The organism is Thermocrispum municipale DSM 44069, assembly GCF_000427825.1.
Lineage (GTDB): Bacteria > Actinomycetota > Actinomycetes > Mycobacteriales > Pseudonocardiaceae > Thermocrispum > Thermocrispum municipale.
In genome coordinates, this window is the sequence record NZ_ATYT01000003.1 from 506342 (window position 1) to 529234 (window position 22893).

A 22893-nucleotide genomic window follows, 5' to 3' on the forward strand; every position below is an offset into this window, starting at 1 on the left:
CGCTACGTGTCCCCCTGGCGGACAGGCCGTAGGGTGGAGGCATGCGCCGGATCATGGGAACCGAGGTGGAGTACGGCATTGCCGTTCCGGGAGATGCCACCGCCAACCCGGTACTGACCTCGACTCAGATCGTGCTCGCCTACGCGGCGGCGGTGGACATCCCACGGTCACGCCGTGCGCGCTGGGACTACGAGGTGGAGTCCCCGCTGCGTGACGCGCGTGGCTTCGACCTGACCGGGCCCGGTCAGCCGCCCCAGGAGCCCGATGTGGACGACCTGGGGGCGGCGAACGTGATCCTGACCAACGGGGCCCGGTTGTACGTCGACCATGCGCACCCGGAGTACTCCACGCCCGAGGTCACCAACCCGCGCGACGCGGTCATCTGGGACAAGGCGGGGGAGCGGGTGATGGAGACGGCGGCGATCAAGGCTGCGTCCGTACCCGGTCAACCGCGCCTGCAGCTGTACAAGAACAACGTCGACGGCAAGGGCGCCAGCTACGGCACGCACGAGAACTACCTGATGGCGCGGGCGACGCCGTTCACCGCGGTGATCAGCGGGCTGACCCCGTTCTTCGTCTCCCGGCAGGTCATCGTCGGCTCCGGCCGGGTGGGGATCGGTCAGCAGGGCGAGGAGGACGGCTTCCAGCTGTCCCAGCGCGCGGACTACATCGAGGTCGAGGTCGGGCTGGAGACCACGCTCAAGCGCGGGATCATCAACACCCGTGACGAGCCGCACGCGGACGCCGACAAGTACCGCAGGCTGCACGTCATCATCGGCGACGCGAACATGTCGGAGTACTCCACCTACCTCAAACTCGGCACCACCGCGCTGGTGCTGGACATGATCGAAGCCGGTCTGTCGTTCGAGGACCTGCGCCTGCGCGAGCCGGTGCGGGCGGTCCGGCAGATCAGCCACGATCCCACGCTCAAGGCGACCGTGGAGCTGGCCGACGGCCGGTGGTTCACCGGGCTCGACCTGCAGCGGGCCTACCACGAGCGGGCGTCGGAGTGCGCCGAACGCGGCCAGATCGAGCAGTCCGAGGAGTCCCGCACCGTGCTGCGAATGTGGGGCGAGATCATCGACGCGCTGGCGCGCGACCCGAACGAGTGCGCCGACCGGCTGGACTGGGTGGCCAAGCTCCGCCTGCTGGAGGGTTATCGGGAGCGCGACGGGCTGAACTGGGGCGCGCCCCGGCTGCACCTGATCGACCTGCAGTACTCCGATGTGCGGATGGACAAGGGCCTGTACAACCGGCTGGCGGCCCGCGGGTCGATGAAGCGGCTGGTGGACGAGCAGGACGTGCAGGCGGCGATGACCAAGCCGCCGCACGACACCCGGGCCTACTTCCGCGGCCGGGCGCTGGAGAAGTACGCATCGTCGATCGCGGCCGCATCGTGGGATTCGGTTATTTTCGACATCGGGCGCGAATCGCTCGTCCGGATCCCGACCTTGGAGCCGTTGCGGGGCACGAAGTCGCACGTCGGGCAGCTGCTGGACACCTCGGACACGGCCGAGGAGCTGGTGAAGGCGCTGACCACGTGATGTGCGGATGGCCAACCGTGATCAGTCGGATGGTCCGCTTCGACGGTCCTCGTAGGTAGTCTGACGTCAGGACCATTCGTACCGGGAGGCGCAATGGCTCAGGAGAAGATCGAAAAGCACCGCGAAGAGGAAGACTACGATCCGGGCCCGGAGCCCGGTGGTGAGGGTGGCTCCGCGGGGCAGGAGCGCCTGGAGAAGATTGGAGAGGACGTCGACACGATCCTGGACGAGATCGACGACGTCCTGGAGGAGAACGCCGAAGACTTCGTGCGGGCATACGTGCAGAAGGGCGGACAGTAAGACGCATGGATCAGCCGCAAGCCGGGCCGCTGTCGCCGGCCTATTTGAGCATGTCCACGTCGTCGTTCACCGAGTTCCTGCGGGCACAGTCGCCGGACTTGCTGCCGGCACGCAGGCAACTCGGTGACGCGACGGCGTTGCAGGCTCCGCACGGCACCACCATCGTCGCGTTGACGTTTTCCGGCGGGGTGGTCATCGCCGGCGACCGGCGGGCGACCGCGGGCAACACGATCGCGGCACGCGACCTGGAGAAGGTCTACATCACGGACGCCTATTCCGCGGTGGGCATCGCGGGTACCGCGGGCATCGCGCTGGAGATGGTGCGGTTGTACGCCGTCGAGCTGGCGCACTACGAGAAGATCGAGGGCGTCTCGCTGTCGCTGGACGGCAAGACGAACAAGCTGGCCAACATGGTCCGCTCGAACCTCGACGTCGCGATGGCGGGGCTGGCCGCGGTCCCGATGTTCGCCGGGTTCGACACCGACGCCCCGGATCCGGCCAGAGCGGGCCGGATCATCTCGTTCGACGTCACCGGCGGCCGGTACGAGGAGCGGGCAGGCTTCCACTCCATCGGCTCGGGTTCGCCGTATGCCAAGTCGGCGCTGAAGAAGCTCTACGACCCCGACGCCGACGCCGAGAAGGCCGTGAAGACGGCCGTGGCCGCGCTGTACGACGCAGCGGACGACGACGCCGCCACCGGCGGGCCGGACACCGTGCGCAGGATCTACCCCCAGGTGGTCACCATCACCGGCGAAGAGGGCGCGGCCTACGTGCCGGAGGAGCAGATCGAGGCGGCCTGTGAGGCCGTGCTGGCCGAGCGGCGGGCCGCTCGCGAGGCGAATCGGTGACAGCACGGGCCAGGGTCGCAGCCAACGGAAGAACGGAGTAGCACGCAGTGACGTTGCCGATTTACGCCTCGCCCGAGCAGTTGATGCGGGACCGCTCGGAGTATGCCCGCAAAGGCATCGCGCGTGGCCGGAGCGTGGTGGCGCTCAAGTACGCCGACGGCCTGCTGTTCGTGGCCGAGAATCCGTCCACCACGCTGCACAAGATCTCGGAGATCTACGACCGGATCGGGTTCGCCGCCGCCGGCCGGTACAGCGAGTACGAGAGCCTGCGCCGGGCGGGTATCCGTCACGTGGACCTGCAGGGTTATGCCTACGACCGGCGGGACGTGTCCGCGCGGCAGCTGGCCAACGTCTACGCGCAGACGCTCGGTGCGATCTTCACCGAACAGGTCAAGCCGTTCGAGGTCGAGCTGGCCGTCGCCGAGGTCGGCGCGACCCCGGAGGAGGACCAGCTCTACCGGCTGACCTACGACGGGTCGATCGTCGACGAGCCCAGCTTCCTGGTGATGGGTGGTCAGACCGACCCGGTGGTCAGCAAGCTCAAGGAGGTCTACACCGAGGGCGCGCAGCTGACCGAGGCCTTCGCGCAGGCCGTGCAGGGGCTCAAGGCCGGCCTGTCCAACGGCAACGAGCTCGGCAAGCTCGAGGTCGCGGTGCTCGACCGGCACCGTCCCGGCCGGGCGTTCCGCCGCATCAGCGGTGCCGCGCTGGACGCGTTGCTGCCGGGGCCCGGTCCGGAGTCCGGTGGGCCCAAGAAGGAGCCCGACCAACCGAAGGGCAAGGAGCAGTCCAAGCAGAAGGACGGCCAGCAGCAGGAGAACGACGGCCAGAGCAGCTGATGCACGACCTGGCGCCCGCGGCGCAGCGCATGGCGACGATCGTCGACGGGATCGCCGACGACCAGCTGTCCGCCCCGACGCCCTGCGAGAGATACCTGGTCAGCGGGCTGCTGTCGCATGCACTCGGGTTGACCGTCGCGTTCCGGCTGGCGGCGGAGAAGGATCCGCGCGCCTCGGACAACCCGCCACCGGAGAATCCGGCGCCCGCGGCCGAGCTGCCCGACGGCTGGCGCGTCCATCTCGCCCGGCAGCTGGACGACCTCGTCGCGGCGTGGCGGGAACCGTCCGCATGGCAGGGCGATGCCGAGGTCGGTGGCATCTCGCTGCCTGCACAGGCAGCGGGAACCGTCGCGCTGCAAGAGTTGATCGTGCACACTTGGGATCTGGCCAAGGCCACCGGTCAGCGCTACGACATCGATGACCGGAGCCTTCGTCCGCTGTTCACCTCGCTGGACGGCACGGTAGACGAGAACGGCACGCCGGGCCTGTTCGGGCCGCCGGTGCCGGTGCCGCCGGACGCACCGCTGCTGGACCGCACCATCGGCCTGACCGGTCGCGATCCGCAGTGGAGCCCGGCGCAGCGTCAGCGGTAGATCGTCAGCGCGTCGGAGTGCGACTGGAACACGAAGTGGTTCCCGAGCGGCCCGACTTCGCCGTCGGTGGCGACCCGCCGGTTCCCGTCCAGCAAGCGGACTTCCAGCTCGGGCAGGTCGTACTGTCGGTAGACGTGGCTGGTGGCCAGCGTGTTGGTGATGCTGGCCAGGACGAAGCGAGCGCGTGAGTAGGGCAGGTCGGCCCGCAGATACCGCACGTCGAGCTTGCCGGAGTCCAGCGCGGGTCTGCGGCTGGGCGCGAAGCCCTTGGGCAGGTAGCTGCCGTTGCCGACGAAGATCATCCAGATCAGGTGCTCCTGGCCGTTGAGCAGCACCCGCATCGGGGTGGCGTGCCGAAGCGTGCGGACCATCGCGATCATCCCGGAGAGCCACTTGGGGTAGCGCTTCTCGAGCACCTCGCGCAGCCGCACCATTTCCGGGTAGCCGCCGATGCTGGCGGTGTTGATGAACCAGCGACGGTTGACGCCCTCGTCGCTGAAGGCCGTGACCTCACCGAGGTCCACTCCGACAGCGGTGCCTGCTTCGGTGGCGTCGTCGGCGTCACGCACCGACTGGACACCGACGTCTCGGGCGAAGTGGTTCAGCGTGCCCGCGGGAATCAGCACCAACGGAAGCTTGTTGTCGGCAGCCACCGACGCCACAGCGGCAACCGTGCCGTCGCCCCCGGCGACAGCCAGCGCGCGGACCGGACGCCGCTGCGCCGCCCGCTCGTCGATCAGCCGCTGGATCTGCTCGGTGATGTCCTGGTCCTTGTCCGGCTCGATGAACGTGGCCAACGGCCACGCGACCCGCGCGAGCGCGGTCGGGTCATCGTCGTCGTCGCCGGAGTTCCGGTTCACCAGGGCGATCATGTCCTCGCCGTCCGGCATCACCGGCGCATCCGCAGGGTGTTCGCTGTGGGCGGGGTCGGTGGGGCGCACCGGCCACCAGTGGCGCGTCCCCAATGCCGCCGCGCTGCCGATCAGAGCGCCGACCGCCACGTCGCTCGGCCAGTGCACGCCGGTGTGCACCCGGGAGTAGCTGACTGCTGCGGCAAGCGGCGCAGCGACTGCGCCGGCGAGGGGAGATTCCATCGCGGCCGCGGTCGCGAATGCGGCCGCCGAAGCACTGTGACCAGATGGAAATGAGGACGACGTGGGCCGCTTCCGCAGCCTGCGCCGGGTCGGCAACAGCACGGCTGCCGGCCGCCTGCGCGGGAACATCGGCTTGGCCACCACGTTGGCCAGGAAACTCGCGCCCGTCACGGCCACCGCGCCGCGCAGCCCTGCTTGCCGCAACGGGCCCTTACGCAGGGCAAACAGCCCGGCGAGCCCGTACCACAACAGCGAATGATCGGCGGCCCGGGACAGCCCGCGGAGGACTTCGTCCGCCGGTCCCTCCGGGAGTTGCGCGCTGCGGCGCATCAACGATTCGTCGAGGGATCCGACGCGGCCCAGCCGCCGTCGCAGGTGGAGTTTCACGCTGAGCAACATAGCCCAGGAACCGAGACTCCCCCCCAACAGCGCACCGCAAAGTCGGTGACAGCGCCTAGCATGAAGAAATGCAGCGTCGGATCTTTGGCATCGAGACCGAGTTCGGGGTCACGTGCACCTTCCACGGTCAGCGCAGGCTTTCCCCGGACGAGGTTGCCCGGTATCTGTTCCGCCGGGTCGTCTCGTGGGGCCGTTCGTCCAACGTCTTCCTGTCCAACGGTTCACGCCTCTACCTCGACGTGGGTTCGCACCCGGAGTACGCCACCGCCGAGTGCGACGATCTGGTCCAGCTGGTCACGCACGACAAGGCGGGCGAGCGGATCCTGGAGGATCTGCTGGTCGACGCCGAGCGCAGGCTCGCCGACGAGGGCATCGGCGGCGACATCTACCTGTTCAAGAACAACACCGACTCGGCGGGCAACTCCTACGGGTGCCACGAGAACTACCTGGTCGGCAGGTCGGGCGAGTTCTCCAGGATCGCCGACGTCCTGCTGCCGTTCTTGGTCTCGCGGCAGCTGATCTGCGGTGCAGGCAAGGTGCTGCAAACGCCGCGCGGTGCGGTGTTCTGCCTGTCGCAGCGTGCCGAGCACATCTGGGAGGGCGTGTCGAGCGCGACCACGCGCAGCCGCCCGATCATCAACACCAGGGACGAGCCGCACGCCGATGCCGAGCGGTACCGCAGGCTGCACGTGATCGTGGGCGACTCGAACATGGCGGAACCGACCACGCTGCTGAAGGTCGGCACGGCGAACCTGGTGCTGCGGATGATCGAGGAAGGGGTGCAGTTCCGCGACTTCACGCTGGACAACCCGATCCGCGCGATCCGCGAGATCAGCCACGACCTGACCGGTCGTCGGCAGGTGCGGCTGGCAGGCGGCCGGGAGGCGTCGGCGTTGGAAATCCAGCGCGAGTACCACGACCGCGCGGTCAAGCACGTCGAGGCCGCGGGCGCCGATCCGACGACTCACCGGGTCGTGGAGTTGTGGGGCCGCACGCTCGACGCGGTGGAGGAGCAGGACTTCAGCAAGATCGACACCGAGATCGACTGGGCGATCAAGCACCGGCTGGTCGAGCGCTACCGGCGCAAGTACGACCTGGACCTGTCCAGCCCGCGGATCGCGCAGCTGGACCTGGCGTATCACGACATCCGACGCGGTCGCGGCGTGTTCGACGTGCTGCAGCGCAAGGGGCTGGTCAAGCGGGTCACCGACGACGGCGAGATCGAGCTGGCCAAGGACACCCCGCCGCAGACCACCAGGGCGAAGCTGCGCGGGGACTTCATCGCTGCCGCGCAGGCCGCTCAGCGTGACTTCACGGTCGACTGGGTGCATCTGAAGCTGAACGACCAGGCGCAGCGCACCGTGCTGTGCAAGGACCCGTTCCGGCACGTCGACGAGCGGGTCGAGCGGCTGATCGCCAGTCTGTGAGGACAGCCGCCCGCAATCGGCCGGCGGAGGGCCGGCGCACCCACCGGCTGCGCCGCGCCCGGGGAGTGCCCGCGATCGGCGGAACGCCGGCGGAGGGCCGGCGCACCCACCGACTGCGCCGTGCAAGGGGAGTGCCCGCGATCGACCGAACCCCGTCCGGGGGCTGAGCGCGCCTGATCGGTTCTGCGAGGGGAGGGCCCGCGCTGACCGACGTCGTCGGCGGACCGGGATCGTGTCGCGCCTTCGCCGTTGTAAGACCGCAGCTGCTCGGCTGAGCGGTCAGTTCACGCAGGGAACCTCGTCGGCCGTGATCGGCTCGCTGCCACCGACTGGCGGCTGCTGTTCCTGCTCGGGCGGCGCGGAGCTCGGCGGAGCGTCGCCGGGCGGAGCGGATGACGGCGGAGCGGACGGGCTGGACGGCTGAGGGGGCCGCGAGGACGCATCCACCTGCGGGATTACCTCGCCGTCCTCGTCCTCGGACAGCGACGCGATGAACTGCCGAACCTGCTGCGGATCGACCTCGACGGCGGCCCCGTCCATCGGTGTCGGCAGCGCAAGGCTGCCGACCGGGATGGTGCGGAACTCCACCTGACCGCCCGAGAGCGTGCTCATCCGCTGCGCGAACGCCATGATGTCCCAGCCCCGGCTCAGCACGACCGAGCGGGTGATCGCCTCGATGAGGTTGTTCAGCTTGGCCGGATCGGTCAGCGTGCCGGTGGACAGCGTCTTCCGGACCAGTCCGGTCATGAACACCTGCTGACGGACGACCCGGTCGAGGTCGCCGCGCGGCAGGCCGTGCCGCTGGCGGACGAATGCCAGCGCGTCGCGCCCGGAGATGACCTGGCGACCCGCTGGGAAGTCCGCGTGCGACTTGACGTCCTGCACCGGCTTCTTCAAGCAGACCTCGACGCCCCCGATCGCTTGGGTGATGTCGTAGAAGCCCAGCAGATTCAGCGACGCGTAGTGGTCGATGGTGCGCCCGGTGAGCTTCTCCACCGTCTTCAGCAGTACCCGGGCGCCTGCCTGGTGGGCACGACGTTCCAACTCCTGGCCCGGCTTCATCCCGGCGGCCAGCAACCGCTCCCGCTCGACGTTCCGGCCGCGCGGGTACGCCGAGTTGATCTTGTGCTTGCCGTATCCGGGAATGTCGACGTAGGAATCCCGCGGGATCGACACGGCTACCGCGCGGCTGGTGTCGCTGGGCACGTGCAGCAGGATGATCGTGTCGGTGTTGACCTCACCCTCGTCGGCGTTCACCCGCAGCATCTTGCGCTGCTCGGCCGACAACGGCCTGCCGCGCGCGTCCGTCCTGCTGTCCATGCCGACCAGCAGGATGTCCACCGTGCCGTCCAGTGGACGCTCCCCGCCGGCCTCCGGGCCCAGGACGTCCGTGACGACCAGACGGTCGTTGAAATGGCGCACGACATACCAGGCGTAGCCCGTGACGCCGAGGACAGCCACGGCTACCAGGGCGACGATCACCCTGCCCGCCACACCCGCGAAGACTCCAGCGCCCCGACGCACCGGTGCTCCCTCCGCCTGCTTCGGTCCGGATACGCGTCAGCGTCACCGCCGGCGCAGGACCGGACGGATCACCTGCCGAGACCGTGATAAGTCCATCCTGCCGCGCGCCACCGCTCCGCGTCGAGCACGTTCCGTCCGTCGAGGATGACGCGGTTGGCCACCACGTCGTTGAGGATCTCCGGATCCATCTCCCGGAACTCGGCCCACTCGGTCAGGTGCAGCACGATGTCGGCGTCGCGGCAGGTCTCGATGGCGGAGGCGCCGTAGCCGAGCGTGGGGAACGCCTTACGGGCGTTGTCCATCGCCTTCGGGTCGTACACGGTGACGTGGCCGCCCTGCAGCTGGATCTGCCCGGCGATGTTCAGCGCGGGCGAGTCCCGGATGTCGTCGGAGTTCGGCTTGAACGCCGCACCGAGCACCGCGACGCGCTTGCCGATGAATGTGCCGCCGACCGACTCACGTGCCAGATCCACCGCACGCACCCGGCGGCGCATGTTGATGGCGTCCACCTCACGCAGGAACATCAGCGCGTGGTCGGCGCCGAGCTCACCGGCCCGGGCCATGAACGCCCTGATGTCCTTGGGCAGGCAGCCGCCGCCGAAGCCGACACCGGCGTTGAGGAACTTGCGACCGATGCGGTCGTCGTGGCCGAGCGCGTCGGCCAGGATCGTCACGTCGGCACCGGCGAGCTCGCAGACCTCGGCCATGGCGTTGATGAACGAGATCTTGGTGGCCAGGAAGGCGTTCGCGGCGACCTTGACCAGCTCCGAGGTGGCGAAGTCGGCCACGATGAACGGCGTGCCGTTGCCGATGGCCTCCGCGTACACCGCGCGCAGCGTCTGCTCGGCCTCGGCGGACCGGACCCCGACGACCAGCCGGTCCGGGCGCAGCGTGTCGTTGACCGCGTAACCCTCCCGGAGGAACTCCGGGTTCCAGGCCAGCTCGGCCTTGACGTTCTTCGGCGCCAGCTCGGCCAGCTTGCGGGCCAGCCGGTCCGCGGTGCCCACCGGGACGGTGGACTTGCCGACCACCAGGCTGTCCTTGCTCAGGTGCGGAGCAAGCGCCTCCAAGGCGGAGTCGATGTAGCTGAGGTCCGCCGCCAGTTCGCCGTGCCGCTGCGGCGTGCCGACACACAGGAAGTGCACGTCACCGAACTTGCCCGCCTCCTCGTAGGAGGTGGTGAACCGCAGCGTCTGCGACTCCAGGTGCTTGCGCAGCAGCGGCTCGAGGTCGGGCTCGTAGAACGGCACCCGGCCCTCCTGCAGCGCAGCGACCTTGGCCTCGTCGACGTCCACGCCGAGCACTTCGAATCCGAGTTCGGCCATACACGCCGCATGTGTCGCGCCGAGGTAGCCGGTCCCGATTACCGTGATCTTGAGCTTTCGCGGTGCCAATACATCTCCCTAGGTCTGCTCGCGCGCGATAGTATCTCCGCCACCCTTGGTCACCATGCGCCCGGGGTGGGTCGTGCCGCGAAACTCGGCTACGGGCAGGTATGGTTCGTGACACCATGAGCAACCAACCCGAGCAGCGCGGCGCCGCCGGCAAGGACGCGGTGGAGTATCCCGGTGTTTCGGTCATCATGACCGTGCTGAACGAGGAACGTCACCTCGCCTCTGCGGTGCAAGCGGTGCTGCAGCAGGACTACCCCGGTGAGCTGGAGCTGGTCGTGGCGCTGGGTCCGTCGACCGACGCCACCGACGCCATCGCCGCCGAACTGGCCGCCGCGGACGGCCGCATGCGCACGGTGCCGAATCCCGCGGGCGCTACTCCGGTTGGGCTCAATCGCGCGATCAAGGACGCCAAGTACGACATCATCGTCCGTGTCGACGGGCACGCCGTGCTCCCGCCGGACTACGTGCGGACGGCCGTCGAGGTGCTGCAGGAGACCGGCGCCGACAACGTGGGCGGCATCATGTTCGCCGAAGGCACCACACCGTTCGAGAAGGCCGTCGCGTGCGCCACGAACAGCTGGTTGGGCGTCGGCGGTGCTCGCTTCCACGTCGGTGGCGAGGCGGGCCCCGCGGAGACGGTGTACCTGGGTTCGTTCCGCCGTTCGGCGCTGGAGCGCGTCGGCGGCTTCGACGAGGGTATGCGGCGTGCCCAGGACTGGGAGTTGAACTACCGGCTGCGGCGCTCAGGCGGGACGGTGTGGTTCACGCCCAGGATGAAGGTGTCGTACCGGCCACGGCCGAACGTGAAGGCGTTGGCGAAGCAGTACTTCCGCACCGGGCAGTGGCGCCGTGAAGTCGTGCGGCGGCACAGCGACACGGTGAACCTGCGCTACCTCGCGCCACCGCTGGCGCTGCTGGGCATCGTCGGCGGCACGATCGCCGGTGCGGCCGGGTTCTGGCCGGGCTTTCTGATCCCGGGCGGCTACGTGGCGGCCGTCGTCGCGGGTTCGCTGATCGTCGGTCGGAAGCTGCCGCTGAAGTCCAAGGTGATGCTGCCGGTCGTGTGCGCGACCATGCACACGTCCTGGGGTGCAGGGTTCATCTTCAGCCCCCGCGATCTCAAGTAGGGCAGTACGGGCAGTCGGCCGACGTCGCAGGCGCGATGGACCGGACTGTCGGTCGGCCGGCTTGACCTCGCAGGCCGGGCAGCTGCGAAGGGTGGTCGGGATCCTGGCCTCAGTCACGGCAGTCGCAGTGAGCGAGACCACCCGCCTCACCGGGCCCAGATCTCCGAGCTGAAGTCGGCCGCCTCAGCGGGCCCAGGTCTCCAGCTGGGCGACGAACGCCTTCTCGTCGACACGCCAGTTGTACTCCGCCAATGCGGCGTCGTGGCCCCGCTTGGCCATCCCCACCCGCAGCTCGGCGTCGTCGCGCAGCCGCAGGACCGCCTCGGCGGCCGCCTTCGGGTCGTCGAACGGCGTGACGATGCCTGCCTCGAACTTCTCCGCGAGTTCCGGGGCCGGAGGAGTGGGCGTGGAGACCCACGGCACCCCGTGCGCCATGTATTCGATCACCTTCGTCGCCCACGAGTTGCGGTAGTTCGCCTCGTCGTGGCGCAACGACAGGCCGGCCAGGGAACCCTGGACCAGCTCGAGCGCCTGCTTGTTCGGCAGGAAGCCGTGCCAGACGACCGCACCCTCGTCGTGCGCCCGCTGCACCAGCGGCTTCATCTCGCCGTCGGCGTCACCGACCAGCTCGACCCGCACCTTGCCGCGCAGCAGCCTGCCGACCTCGATCATCTCCTCGGTGCCGCGTGCCCTGGTCAGGTGCCCCACGTAGATCACGCGCTCGTCGCCGGGCTCCGGCACGTCCTCGGGCACGTAGGTGGTGTTGGGCACGACCGGGTGCTCGCCACGGAACAGCTCCCGGTACCCGTCGTCGGCCAGGATCAGGTGGTAGTGCTGCTCGGCGTATCGCTCGATGTACTTGGCCAAGCGCACGCCGAGCGGCCGCAGCGGCTTGGGCAGCCACGGCTTGAGCGTCATGGTCGCCGCGGTGTCCTCGTGCACGTCCCACACGACCGGCGGCAGGTTCTTCAGCCGCGCCACCGCCAGCACCAGTTCCGGGTCGTGCATCAACACGATGTCCTTGCCCGGCGCGTGCTCGGCCACCGCAGCCCGCGCCGCCTGCAGCGCGCCGACCCGCTTGCGCCCCTCGGCGCGAGGGATCGAGACGCCCGTCAGGTTCTCGACGCCCTCGTCCTGCGGCAGCGGGGTGCCGAAGCGCTCGAACGGTGCCAGGTACGTGACCTGGTGGCCTGCCTCCAACAGCGCGCGGATCTGGCGGAAGCGGATGCGTGCGTCCGACGGGTTGTGGACCACCGTCACGACCAGAACGTGCACGAACTCTCCTGAAAACGTCTGCGGAAACTTGTCGCTCGATCAGGCGTCGGCGAGATAGGCCTTGACGACTTCCTTGGTCGGGCCGTCCATGCGCAGCTTGCCGTTGTCCACCCAGATCGTGCGATCACACGTATCGGTGATGCTCTTCATGCTGTGGCTGACCAGGAACACCGTGCCCGCCGCGTCCCGCAGCTCGCGGATGCGCTGCTCGGACTTCTTGCGGAACTCCTTGTCGCCGGTCGCCAGCGCCTCGTCGACCAGCAGCACGTCGTGCGTCTTGGCGGCCGCGATGGCGAACCGCAGGCGCGCACCCATCCCGGAGGAGTAGGTCCGCATCGGCATGTCGATGAACTCGCCGAGCCCGGAGAACTCCACGATCTCGTCCCGCTTGGCCTTCATCTCCTCGCGAGTCATGCCCATGGCCAGGCAGCCCAGTTCGATGTTCCGGCTGCCGCTCAACCCGCTGATCAGCGCCGCGTTGACGCCGAGGAAGGAGGGCTGCCCCTGCGCGTAGACCGCGCCCTTGTGCGCGGGCAGCAGGCCGGCGATGGCGCGCATCAGCGTGGACTTGCCGGAGCCGTTGCGACCGATGACGCCGATGGCTTCGCCCTCGTAGGCGACGAACGAGATGCCCTTGAGTGCATGCACCTCGCGGACACCAGCAGGCTTCGCGCCCCGCAACAGACGGCCGAGCGCGCTCGCGGCGTTGCCGTTGTTCTGCTTGCCCGCACCATAGACCCGGTAGACGACGTGCAGGTTGTCCACCACGACGGTCGGGCGCCGCTCGCCGGCGGGGGCCGACTGCTTGCCCGCCCGCTGCTTCTCCCGCTCAGCCACGACCATAACGCTCCTCACGCCGCCAGAAGAAGATGAAGCCGCCGACGAAGAACAACACGGCCCATGCGGTCGACACTTGCCACACGTTCAAACCCCACGGTAGCTCCAACGGGCGGTGACTATCGATCAGCACGCCGCGGTAGAGGTCGAGGAAGACCGCGCCGGGGTTGAGCACCAGGATGTGCTGCACGGCTTCCGGCGCGCTCTTGATGTAGCGGGTCATCTCGAAGAACACGCCGGACAGGTAGAACCACACGCGGGTGATGAACGGCAGCAGCTGGTTGATGTCCGACGCGCCCGCGCCGATGCGGGCCATCAGCAGGCTCAGGCCCATGTTGAACAGCATCTGCAGCAGCATCGCGGGCACCACGAGCAGCCACGTCACGCTGATCGGCACCCCGACCGCGAGGATGAACGCGAACAGCACGAACATCGACACGATCAGCTGCTGGAACTCGACCAGCACGAACGACAACGGCAGCACCGCGCGCGGGAAATGCAGCGCGCGGATCATCTGCAGGTTGCCGCTGATCGATTTGGCCCCGTTGTTCATCGACCGCTGCATGAACGTGAACACGAACACGCCGGTGACCAGGAACGCGGGGTAGTCCTCGATGCCGCGGCTCAACCGCAGCAGCAGACCGAACACCAGGTAGTACACCGCCGCCTGCATCAGCGGGGTGAGCACCTGCCAGAGCTGGCCGAGCCGGGAGGAGGAGTACGTCTGGGCCTTGCGCGCCGCGGAGTAGGCCAGGATGAACTGGCGCCGCTGCCACAGTTGCTTGATGTAGGCCGTCAGGCTGGGGCGAGCGGTGCTCTGCACCAGGCCGTAGCGCGCGGCAAGCGCGGCGCCGTCGACCGGGTCGGTATCGGCCTCACTCGCCGCGTCCGCCGACTTGGGCGCGCTCTGCTCCGTGTCGGGCATCTCCCTCTCCTCGATACTGCAAGCACTTTACGGGGCTGGGTGGGCGCGGCCGCGGTGGACCCGCGGGCGTGCCGCGTGGGTCACTACGCCCCGATAGCCCGCACGTCGTAATACCTCCGCAGGATCGCCTGGCGTCGTTGCCGGTACTCGGCGGACGCCCCGGCGATCAGGTGTTCCACCGGGTCCGAGCTCTGTCGCACCGGATCGAAGTCCTCGGTCATGCGCACCAGACGAACGCCGGGCGGTGTCGCCGGCGCGGCGTCGTCCGAGCCGTCGACCGGGTCCGTCACGACGGCTACGGGCAGGCGGGTGGTCGGGCCGGTCGCGGGCGGCCGCCGGAGCGCCTTCTTCGCGATGGCCATGCCCTTCGGCCCGATCGCGCGCACCACGGCGGACTTGGCCCGCAACCGACGGAACGCAGCCTGCTTCACCTCGCGCGGCTCACGCTTCAGCAGGTCCGCGATCTGCTCCGCCGTCTGCACCGACCCTTCCGGCTTGGGCAAGCCTGCGCAGGCCTTGCGCAGGCGCTCCCGCTCCTGCTCGTCGTGCAGCGCCCGCGCCTGCGTGCGCACGTCGTCGAGCTGGGCGGCGTCGGCGTAGCGCGCGAACCCCTGGTCGGCCAGCCACCGGGTGCGGGCGGGCTGATCATCGGTGCCCGAGGTCGGGTTGGGCACGAACAGGGTCGGTATGCCCGCGGTGAGCAGCTCGTGTACCGAGTTGTAGCCGCCCGCGGCCACCGCGGCGTCGAACGCCGCCAGGTAGCGGGAGAGCGGATACACCCCGGCGAGTTCGATGCAGCGGGACTCGTCGGCGAGCGGGATCCGGCCCATCGCGATGTGTGAGCGCACCACGGCCACCTGCCACTCGGGGTCCTCCAGCAGTGCAGTCACCGCGGCCGCGCCGGGCGTGACCACGTCGTTGAGCACGCCGGACGACAACGTCACCAAGGCGGTCGGCCGAGTCGGGTCCAGACCCAACTCCGCGGCGGCCTCCTCGCGCGACAGCAGGTCGAGGTGCTCCAGCTGCGTGATCGGCGAAAGCCGGACGGCGTCCCCACGGTCCGCGGTGGCGCCGGTGTCACCGGCTTCGGCGAAGTCTCCGGGCTCGAGCACCAGGTCGAACAACGGCGCGGCGGCCAGGGGAGTCGTGCGCGCGCCGGGCCGCCAGAACCCCCGCCTCATCCACACGAACCGGACGTTCGGCAGCTGGGCGCGAGCCAGCAACAGACCTTCGTACGGCACGACGCCGTCGAACACCACGGCCTCGGCCTTCGTCTCGGTGACGAACGCCGTCAGACGGTCGCGCAAGTAGTTGTGCCAGATGTGCTCGGGAATCCACGCTCGCTCGCGACTCGGCGCGTATTCACCGCGGCGGTCCATGTGCCGGATCACACCGACGGCCCTGGACAGCGAGAAGTAGACCGGCTCGGCGTACTCCTGCAGCGCCTGGCCCACCGCCAGCTGACGGCTCAGGTGACCCATCCCGGTGCCGTTGCTGGTGGCCAGGACCACCACGGGTTTCGTCATCGCGGTTCGTCAGGCGCTCAGAGCTTGGCGATCGACGCGGACTCCTCGGCGTCGACCTTGCCCTTGGTGTCGAACAACAGCCGGGCCTGCTTGGTGATCGCCGCCAGGTCGTAGCTCGAGTGCGGCTGCAGCAGGATCGTCACGTCGGCCGACTCGAGTGCCGCGTCCAGATCCGGAACGCACTGCAACCGTTCGCCGTTGACCTGCCAGGTCGGCACGTACGGGTCGTGGTAGAGCACCTCGGCGCCGAAGTTCAGCAGGTGCTTGGCCAGCGGCTGCGCAGGCGACTCGCGCTGGTCGTGGATGTCCGGCTTGTAGGTCACGCCGAGCAGCAGCACCTTCGACCCGCGCAGCGCCTTGCCCTTCTCGTTGAGCAGATCCTGGGTGCGCCGCACCACGTAGCCGGGCATCGACGCGTTGATCTCCTGCGCCAGCTCGACGAAACGGAACGGGTAACCCAGCGTCTTGACCTTGTAGGACAGGTAGTTGGGGTCGATCGGAATGCAGTGACCGCCGACGCCGGGGCCGGGGTAGAACGGCTGGAAACCGAACGGCTTGGTGGACGCGCAACGGATGACGTCCCAGATGTCCACGCCCAGCTCCTGGCAGAACTTGGCCATCTCGTTGACCAGCGCGATGTTGATGTGCCGGTAGGTGTTCTCCAGCAGCTTGGCCATCTCGGCCTCGCGCACGCCCCGCGCCCGCACCACGGTGTCGACGATGCGCGAGTAGAACTGGACCACCCGCTCGGTGCACGCCGGTGTGAGGCCGCCGACCACCTTCGGGGTGTTCTTCAGGCCGAACTTCTCGTTACCCGGGTCGATCCGCTCCGGAGAGAAGGCCAGGTTGAAGTCCTTGCCCGCGACCATGCCGCCTGCTTCCAGCACCGGGCGCACCACTTCGTCCGTGGTGCCCGGGTACGTGGTGGACTCCAACACCACCAGCATGCCCTCGTGCAGGTGGTCGGCCACCGCTTTGGTCGCGCTGTTCACCGCGCTCAGGTCCGGGCCACCGGAGTCCGACAGCGGGGTCGGCACGCAGATGACCACGGTGTCGGCGGTGGCCAGCACGGACGGGTCGGTGGTCGCCCGGAAGCCTTTGTCGACCATCTCTGCGATGTCGGCGTCGCTCAGGTCGTCGATGTGCGACTTCTTGGCGTTCAGGCCGTCGACCGCGGACGGGTCGACGTCCAGCCCGACGACCTTCAGGCCGGCATGCACGGCGCCCTGCGCGAGCGGTAGCCCGACGTAGCCGAGGCCGATGATGACGAGATCTGTGGTGTTCTCGGTAGGCACGAGCGGATGCTACACCGGTGCCCACGGCGGTCACGTCAACACCGGGCCGGGGTGCGTTCGCCGAGGCCCGACCGCCTACAGTGCACGGTCATGCCCACGGTCATCCTGGCCACCAGCAACGGCACCGGTATGGGTCATCTGGCCCGGGCGGCGGCCACCGCGCTGGCCGCCGGTGAGCAGTTCGACCCGGTGCTGTTCTCGTTGTCCCAGGCGTTGCCGCTGGTGCGCACGTCGCTCGGCTTGCGCGGCGAGTACTGCCCGAGTTCGCAACGCCGGTTCATGACATCGGTGGACTGGCACGAGTATCTGGCGGCACGCATCACCGCGCTGATCGACGAGACCGCAGCCACGGTGTTCGCCTTCGACGGCGCCTTCCCTTACTACGGAGTGGCGCTGGCGCGCAGGCGCAGGCCGGACGTCGCGTTCGTGTGGGTGCGGCGGGCCATGTGGAAGCCGGGCGCGAACGTGGCGGCGCTTCGCAAGCGGCTGATGTTCGACGCGGTGCTGGAGCCCGGTGACCTTGCTGCCGAGGCCGACCGTGGCGCGACGGCAGGCGCGACCGATGTGATCCGCGTTCCGCCGGTGACCCTGCTGGAGCGGGTCGAGCGCTTGCCCAAGGAGCAGGCCAGGGCCGAGCTCGGCCTGGACCAGCAGCGGCCCACCGCGCTGGTGACGCTGCGGACGCAGGGTTCCGAGGCGGCGATGGCCGCGGTGCGGGCGATTCTGGCCGACGAGAACTGGCAGATCGCGCTGACCCGGTCGCCGATCAGCGGGGGAGACCTGGGGCTCGACGATCGCCTGGAGAAGCGCGTGACCCGGCTGCACGGCGTCTTCCCCCTGGTGAGGTATCAGGCGGCCTTCGACATCGCCGTCACCGAGACGGGCTACAACTCTTTTCACGAGATGCTCCTGGGCGGCGTGCCGACGGTGTTCGTGCCCACCGACGCCGCGGTCACCGACGACCAGGCGGCCAGGGCGTGCTGGGCGGCGGAGCACCGGTTGGCGTTGACCGCTCCGGAGAAGGATCCCGGCCGGGTGGGCGGGGCCGTGAGCAGGCTGCTCGACGCCTCCGTGCGCAGCGAGCTCGCCCGCCGACTGGCCGACCTCCCGGAGCCGGACGGGGCTGCCGCGGCCGCTACGGCGTTGGCCGACGTGGCAGGCAATTTCTCCGGTCACCGGTTCTCGGCCGGGGAACGCGCCGAAATGGCCAGGGCCGCGGTGCGTCCGGTGGTGGAGCGAGTGGCAGGTGCCCGGGCGGTGGCGACCGCCAGGAGACTGCTCGGTCGCAGGCAGGAGCCCGTTCCGCGGCTGAAAGGGCGGGTGGCGTTCGTCGAGGCGGCCGAACGTGAGGTGGTCTCCGGGGCGAGCCCGGTCGAGGACCTGCTGCCTGGGGCGTCGGGGGAGTATCGACGCCGTCGGGAGGACATAGCACGCGACTTCTATCCCTCGCTGTGACACGGTGAACACCGAGGCGATGTGACCGCGGACACTCTTCGGCGTGCTTGTGGTCCCGCGATCGTGGGTAAATCCCGCTCGTTGCCGGCAGGGCACTGGTCACGGACACGGCGAGAGGAAGCGGAGTGCGACTCGTTGGCCTGATTGCAGTGGTACTAGCGGCAGCCGTGCTCGGCGGTCTCGCCGGATGGCGGGCCGACTGGGCGGCCTCGGCGATCGCCGCGGCCGGGTTCGCCGTGCTGATCGTCGGCCTCTGGTGGGTGCGGGCACGGCTCAACGCCGTCCGCAAGCACCAGCGGACCATGCTGCGACTGATCGAGTCGATGCAGCGGCAACAGAAGGCGGTCGCATCCTCGGTGGCCGCCGCTGACCGGGCGCATCGGGTGGAGACCAAGCACGCGTACCGGTCGGTGTCGAAAGCGGTGGAGAGCCGGACGAACACGCTGGCCAAGCAGATCGAGCAGACGGCGGAGGCGGAAGCCGACCGTTCGCGGCGCCAGGCCGACCGGATGTTCCGGCAGCTGGAAGCGCTGCAGAACCTGTACCACCTAATCCAGGTACGCCACGAGATGCCGCCGAGCCGTGGGTGGGCCCTGTCGCCGGACGTTCTGCTCAGCTATGTGCAGGAAATCCTCGATCGGCATCCGCGCACCGTCCTGGAATGCGGTAGCGGCGCGTCCACGATCTGGGCCGCGTATGCGGTGGACAAGCTCGGCGCAGGCCGTGTGGTGGCGCTCGAGCACGACCAGCAGTTCGCCGACCAGACCCGGGCGATGCTCGACGATCACGGCCTGTCCGAGATCGCCGAGGTGCGGCTGGCGCCGATCGCGCCGGTCGAGGTGCCCGCGGGTACCTGGCAGTGGTACGACACCGCCGCGCTGAAAGATCTGCACGACGTCGAGGTGGTGCTCATCGACGGGCCGCCCAAACCGACACACGAACAAGCCCGTTACCCGGCGGTCCCGGTGCTGCGCGACATACTGGCACCCGGCGCGGTGTTGCTGCTCGACGACGCCGATCGGCCCGACGAGCAAGCGATCCTGCGCCGCTGGCAGTCCGAGTGGCCGGAGCTGACCTGGACCAAGCTCGCGCACGAGAAAGGCACCGCCCGGCTGGTCGTTCCGACCGCCTGACCGTTTTGTCCCGACACACCGCCGAGGGCGTGGGCCCGCACATCGACACCGAATGGACCAAGTACGCTTGCAGACCATGTCAACCGCCAACCCGCTCATTTTGCACGTCACCGGGGCGCGTCCGAACTTTCCGAAGGCCGCGCCGGTCATCAAGGCGCTCACCGGGCGGGGCGTCGGGCAGAAGCTGGTGCACACCGGACAGCACTACGACAAGCACATGTCCGATGTGTTCTTCACGCAGCTCGGGCTGCCCGAGCCGGACATCAACCTGGGTGTCGGGTCGGGGACCCACGCCAAGCAGACCGCCGCGGTGATGACCGCGCTGGAGGACCTGGTCGTCGCCGAGCAGCCCGCGCTGGTGATGGTCTACGGCGACGTGAACTCCACCGTCGCGGCCGCCATGGTGACGTCGAAGCTGGGCGTGCCGATCGCGCACGTCGAGGCGGGGTTGCGCAGCTTCGACATGACGATGCCGGAGGAGGTCAACCGGATCGTCACCGACCGGCTGGCCGACCTGCTGTTGTGCACCAGCCCGGACGCCATCGCGCACCTGGGCAACGAGGGCATCGATCCGGACAAGATCCACCTGGTCGGCAACCCGATGATCGACACGCTGCTGGCCAACATGGATCGGTTCGACACCGAGAAGGCTGCCGCGCTGGCCGACGTCTCCGGCGACTACGCGGTGGCCACACTGCACCGTCCGAGCAACGTGGACGACCCGGCCGACGCCGCCGAGCTGGTCAAGGCCATGCACGCGGTCGCCGACCAGGTGACCGTCGTGCTGCCGTTGCACCCGCGGGGTCGCGCGCGCCTGCGCGACGCGGGCCTGTTCGACCACCCGAAGATGAAGATCATCGACCCGCTCGGCTACGTGGAGTTCATGGGCCTGGTGCGCGGGTCGAACGTGGTGATCACCGACTCGGGCGGCGTGCAGGAGGAGACCACGATCCTGGGCGTTCCGTGCCTGACCCTGCGGCCGAACACCGAGCGTCCCATCACCATCACGCACGGCACGAACCAGCTGGTGACGCGTGAATCGCTGCCCGGCGTGGTATCCGATGTGCTGGCTGCCGGGCGTGCCTCGGAGTGGCCGGTGCCGCCGCTGTGGGACGGCAAGGCCGGTGAGCGTATCGCCGACGTCGTGGTGCGGTTCCTCGGTGTCTAGCCGGCAACCGGACTGGTTGCGGCCCGCATAGAGCCAGACACGCCGACGTATGTGGAGGAAACACCCTGTGGTCACCGAGGTGAGGCTCGGCGAGAAAGCCGGGACCCGGCAGCCGCCCGCTCCAGGTGAGGCCAAGTCGCGGTCGCCGATCTCCGGATTCCGGCCGGACGTGGAGGGCCTGCGCGCCATCGCCGTCGGACTGGTGCTGCTCTACCACGCCGGACTGCCGTTCATCCCCGGTGGTTTCGTCGGCGTCGACGTCTTCTTCGTCATCTCCGGCTTTCTGATCACGGGCCTGCTGGTCAAGGAGGTTCAGCGCAGCGGAACGATCTCGCTGGCCGGCTTCTACGCCCGACGGGCCAAACGACTGCTCCCCGCCGCCGCCACGGTGCTGGCCACCACGGTGGTGCTGGTGCTTGCGGTGGTGCCACGGATCTCGTGGGAGGAGATCGGTGGGGACATCGTCGCGGCGGCGCTGTACGTGGTGAACTGGCGGCTGGCCGACCGATCGGTGGACTACCTGGCCGAGGACAGCGAAGCCTCGCCGGTGCAGCACTTCTGGTCGCTGGCGGTCGAGGAGCAGTACTACCTCGTGTGGCCGCTGCTGTTGCTGTTGGTCGCGTGGATGGTGCGCAAGCGTGGCCGCGAGCTGCGCCACCACCTGTGGATCGGTCTGGCGATCATCGCCATCCCGTCGTTCGCGTGGTCGGTCTACTACACGATGGAAGAGCCGCCGGTGGCCTTCTTCGTGACCACGACCCGGATGTGGGAGATGGCCATCGGTGCCGCGGTCGCGCTGGCCGCGGTGTGGCTCACCAAGGTGCCGCAGCTGTTCGCCGTCGCGCTCGGCTGGCTCGGCGTGGCGGCCATCGTCGCGTCGGCCCTGGTCTACTCCACCGATTCCGAGTGGCCGGGTTACGCCGCGGCGCTGCCCACACTGGGCACGGCGGCGGTGATCGCGGCCGGTTTCTCCGCCGGCCCGCGCGGTCCGGTCGCCATCCTGGGCACCCGGCCCTTCACCTGGGTCGGTGGCCTGTCGTACTCGCTGTACCTGTGGCACTGGCCGCTGATCGTGGCCGCGGCCGCCTACTGGGACGGCCTGACGCCGACGCGCGGTCTCGCGGTGGCGTTGCTGTCGTTCATCCCGGCCTGGCTCACCTTGAAGTTCATCGAGAACCCGATCCGGTTCTCCCGCACCACGTTCAAGGTGCCGCGGAACTCGCTCAAGCTGGGTGCCGCGCTGTCCGTGCTCGGTGTCGTCCTGGGCTTCAGCCTGATCGGGATCACCGCCGTGGTCAGCGGTGGCGGCGTGGCGAACGCCAAGGGCGCGGCCGCGATCACCGGCAAGTCGTTCCAGGCGCAGAAGTCGGCGGACGCCATGGTGCCCGACCCGCTCGAGGCGACCGACGACGTGCCGGACGCCTACGACAAGGGCTGCCAGGTCGACGTCACGTCCGCCCAGCCCGCGGCGTGCACCTACGGTGACCCCGACGGGGACAAGACGGTGGCGCTGGTCGGTGACTCGAAGGCGCTGCAATGGATCTCCGCGCTGGACACCATCGGCAAGGAGCGCGGCTGGAAGGTGGTCACCTACACCAAGTCGGCCTGCACGTTCGCCGACGTGACCATCTCGCAGGACGGCAAGCCGTACGCGTCGTGCACCGAGTGGAACAAGGCCGTCACCGACAAGCTGCTCGCGGACAAGCCCGACGTGGTGCTGACCTCGCAGGGCAAGAACAAGGCGCTGGACGACCCGACCGACGCCAAGGGGGGCGCCAGCGAGGAAACCATGATCAAGGGCATGAAGGCCCGGTGGAACGAGCTGACCAAGGCAGGCATCTCGGTGGCCGTGCTGCGGGACAACCCGCACCCGGACGAGGACATCAGCCCGGTCTACGAGTGCGTCGACGACAACCGGGACAGCCTGGACAAGTGCGCGTTCGACCGTTCCGGCGGCGAGGAGAAGGGTGGCGGCCCGGTGCAGGTCGAGGCCGTCAAGCAGGTCAAGGGTGTCGAGCTGATCGACATGAACGACTACTTGTGCCCCGGTGACGAGTGCCCGCCGGTGATCGGTGACGTGCTGATCTACCGCCAGGGTTCGCACCTGACGAAGACCTACGTCGACACGCTGGCGCCGCGGTTGGAGCGGGAGCTGGTTCGAGTCGTCGACCAGGCGAAGTAGAGCCTGCC

General features: G+C 69.0%; 19 protein-coding genes. 11 read left to right on the plus strand and 8 right to left on the minus strand.

Annotation, left to right across the window (positions count from 1 at the left end; translation table 11 throughout):
* Positions 1–41 precede the first annotated feature (41 nt).
* From dop to YWM_RS21815, 5 genes are all read left to right on the plus strand, one after another.
* The gene (gene dop / locus YWM_RS0102335) at positions 42–1544 is read left to right on the plus strand and encodes a depupylase/deamidase Dop (RefSeq protein ID WP_028849362.1); all 1503 of its coding nucleotides are present in this window, start codon (positions 42–44) and stop codon (positions 1542–1544) included.
* Between the two features lie 93 nt (positions 1545–1637).
* On the plus strand, positions 1638–1844 hold the full coding sequence (locus YWM_RS0102340; protein WP_028849363.1) for a ubiquitin-like protein Pup: 207 nt from the start codon (positions 1638–1640) through the stop codon (positions 1842–1844).
* A 5-nt stretch (positions 1845–1849) separates the two neighbouring features.
* Complete coding sequence (gene prcB, locus YWM_RS0102345; RefSeq protein WP_028849364.1) at positions 1850–2692, plus strand: proteasome subunit beta; 843 nt, start codon at positions 1850–1852, stop codon at positions 2690–2692.
* A 47-nt stretch (positions 2693–2739) separates the two neighbouring features.
* Positions 2740–3531 (plus strand): proteasome subunit alpha, encoded by a 792-nt coding sequence (gene prcA, locus YWM_RS21810; protein WP_084612137.1) that lies wholly within the window; start codon positions 2740–2742, stop codon positions 3529–3531.
* Complete coding sequence (locus YWM_RS21815) at positions 3531–4124, plus strand: TIGR03086 family metal-binding protein (protein ID WP_043659112.1); 594 nt, start codon at positions 3531–3533, stop codon at positions 4122–4124. The genes prcA and YWM_RS21815 overlap by 1 nt, the downstream gene beginning before the upstream one ends.
* On the opposite strand, the gene YWM_RS0102360 is transcribed toward YWM_RS21815, so the two are convergent.
* Positions 4115–5605 (minus strand): bifunctional phosphatase PAP2/diacylglycerol kinase family protein, encoded by a 1491-nt coding sequence (locus tag YWM_RS0102360; RefSeq protein ID WP_169720953.1) that lies wholly within the window; start codon positions 5603–5605, stop codon positions 4115–4117. The genes YWM_RS21815 and YWM_RS0102360 overlap by 10 nt on opposite strands.
* 80 nt (positions 5606–5685) lie before the next feature.
* On the opposite strand from YWM_RS0102360, the gene pafA reads away from it, so the two are divergent.
* On the plus strand, positions 5686–7044 hold the full coding sequence (gene pafA, locus YWM_RS0102365) for a Pup--protein ligase (protein ID WP_028849366.1): 1359 nt from the start codon (positions 5686–5688) through the stop codon (positions 7042–7044).
* A gap of 279 nt (positions 7045–7323) precedes the next feature.
* Here pafA and YWM_RS21820 read toward each other — a convergent pair whose 3' ends face one another.
* The gene (locus tag YWM_RS21820) at positions 7324–8568 is read right to left on the minus strand and encodes an LCP family protein (protein ID WP_245565884.1); all 1245 of its coding nucleotides are present in this window, start codon (positions 8566–8568) and stop codon (positions 7324–7326) included.
* A 68-nt stretch (positions 8569–8636) separates the two neighbouring features.
* Positions 8637–9962 (minus strand): UDP-glucose dehydrogenase family protein, encoded by a 1326-nt coding sequence (locus YWM_RS0102375; protein WP_028849368.1) that lies wholly within the window; start codon positions 9960–9962, stop codon positions 8637–8639.
* A gap of 116 nt (positions 9963–10078) precedes the next feature.
* Between YWM_RS0102375 and YWM_RS0102380 the strand changes: the two genes are divergently transcribed.
* Positions 10079–11089, plus strand: a complete 1011-nt coding sequence (locus YWM_RS0102380) for a glycosyltransferase family 2 protein (RefSeq protein ID WP_211232405.1) — start codon at positions 10079–10081, stop codon at positions 11087–11089.
* A 183-nt stretch (positions 11090–11272) separates the two neighbouring features.
* On the opposite strand, the gene YWM_RS0102385 is transcribed toward YWM_RS0102380, so the two are convergent.
* From YWM_RS0102385 to YWM_RS0102405, 5 genes are all read right to left on the minus strand, one after another.
* Positions 11273–12364 (minus strand): glycosyltransferase, encoded by a 1092-nt coding sequence (locus tag YWM_RS0102385; RefSeq protein WP_028849370.1) that lies wholly within the window; start codon positions 12362–12364, stop codon positions 11273–11275.
* Between the two features lie 39 nt (positions 12365–12403).
* Complete coding sequence (locus YWM_RS21825; protein WP_211232406.1) at positions 12404–13201, minus strand: ABC transporter ATP-binding protein; 798 nt, start codon at positions 13199–13201, stop codon at positions 12404–12406.
* Positions 13194–14126, minus strand: coding sequence for an ABC transporter permease (locus YWM_RS0102395; protein ID WP_028849371.1), 933 nt, complete (start codon positions 14124–14126; stop codon positions 13194–13196). The genes YWM_RS21825 and YWM_RS0102395 overlap by 8 nt, the downstream gene beginning before the upstream one ends.
* Before the next feature lie 83 nt (positions 14127–14209).
* A complete protein-coding gene (locus tag YWM_RS25035) occupies positions 14210–15652 on the minus strand; it encodes a glycosyltransferase (RefSeq protein ID WP_052344462.1) in 1443 nt (480 codons plus the stop codon).
* A gap of 17 nt (positions 15653–15669) precedes the next feature.
* Positions 15670–16947, minus strand: coding sequence for a nucleotide sugar dehydrogenase (locus YWM_RS0102405; RefSeq protein WP_028849372.1), 1278 nt, complete (start codon positions 16945–16947; stop codon positions 15670–15672).
* 90 nt (positions 16948–17037) lie between these two features.
* Here YWM_RS0102405 and YWM_RS21835 point away from each other — a divergent pair, with 90 nt between their 5' ends.
* The 4 genes from YWM_RS21835 (at position 17038) to YWM_RS0102430 (ending at position 22885) form a co-directional block, all read left to right on the plus strand.
* A complete protein-coding gene (locus YWM_RS21835) occupies positions 17038–18402 on the plus strand; it encodes a glycosyltransferase family 28 protein (RefSeq protein ID WP_052344463.1) in 1365 nt (454 codons plus the stop codon).
* Between the two features lie 125 nt (positions 18403–18527).
* The gene (locus YWM_RS25040) at positions 18528–19535 is read left to right on the plus strand and encodes a class I SAM-dependent methyltransferase (RefSeq protein WP_156914587.1); all 1008 of its coding nucleotides are present in this window, start codon (positions 18528–18530) and stop codon (positions 19533–19535) included.
* Between the two features lie 76 nt (positions 19536–19611).
* Positions 19612–20703 carry a non-hydrolyzing UDP-N-acetylglucosamine 2-epimerase gene (wecB, locus tag YWM_RS0102425; RefSeq protein ID WP_211232407.1) on the plus strand — a complete coding sequence of 364 codons (1092 nt, stop codon included), beginning with the start codon at positions 19612–19614 and terminating at the stop codon, positions 20701–20703.
* Positions 20704–20770: 67 nt separating this feature from the next.
* Positions 20771–22885 (plus strand): acyltransferase family protein, encoded by a 2115-nt coding sequence (locus YWM_RS0102430; protein WP_028849374.1) that lies wholly within the window; start codon positions 20771–20773, stop codon positions 22883–22885.
* The last annotated feature ends 8 nt before the right edge of the window (positions 22886–22893 follow it).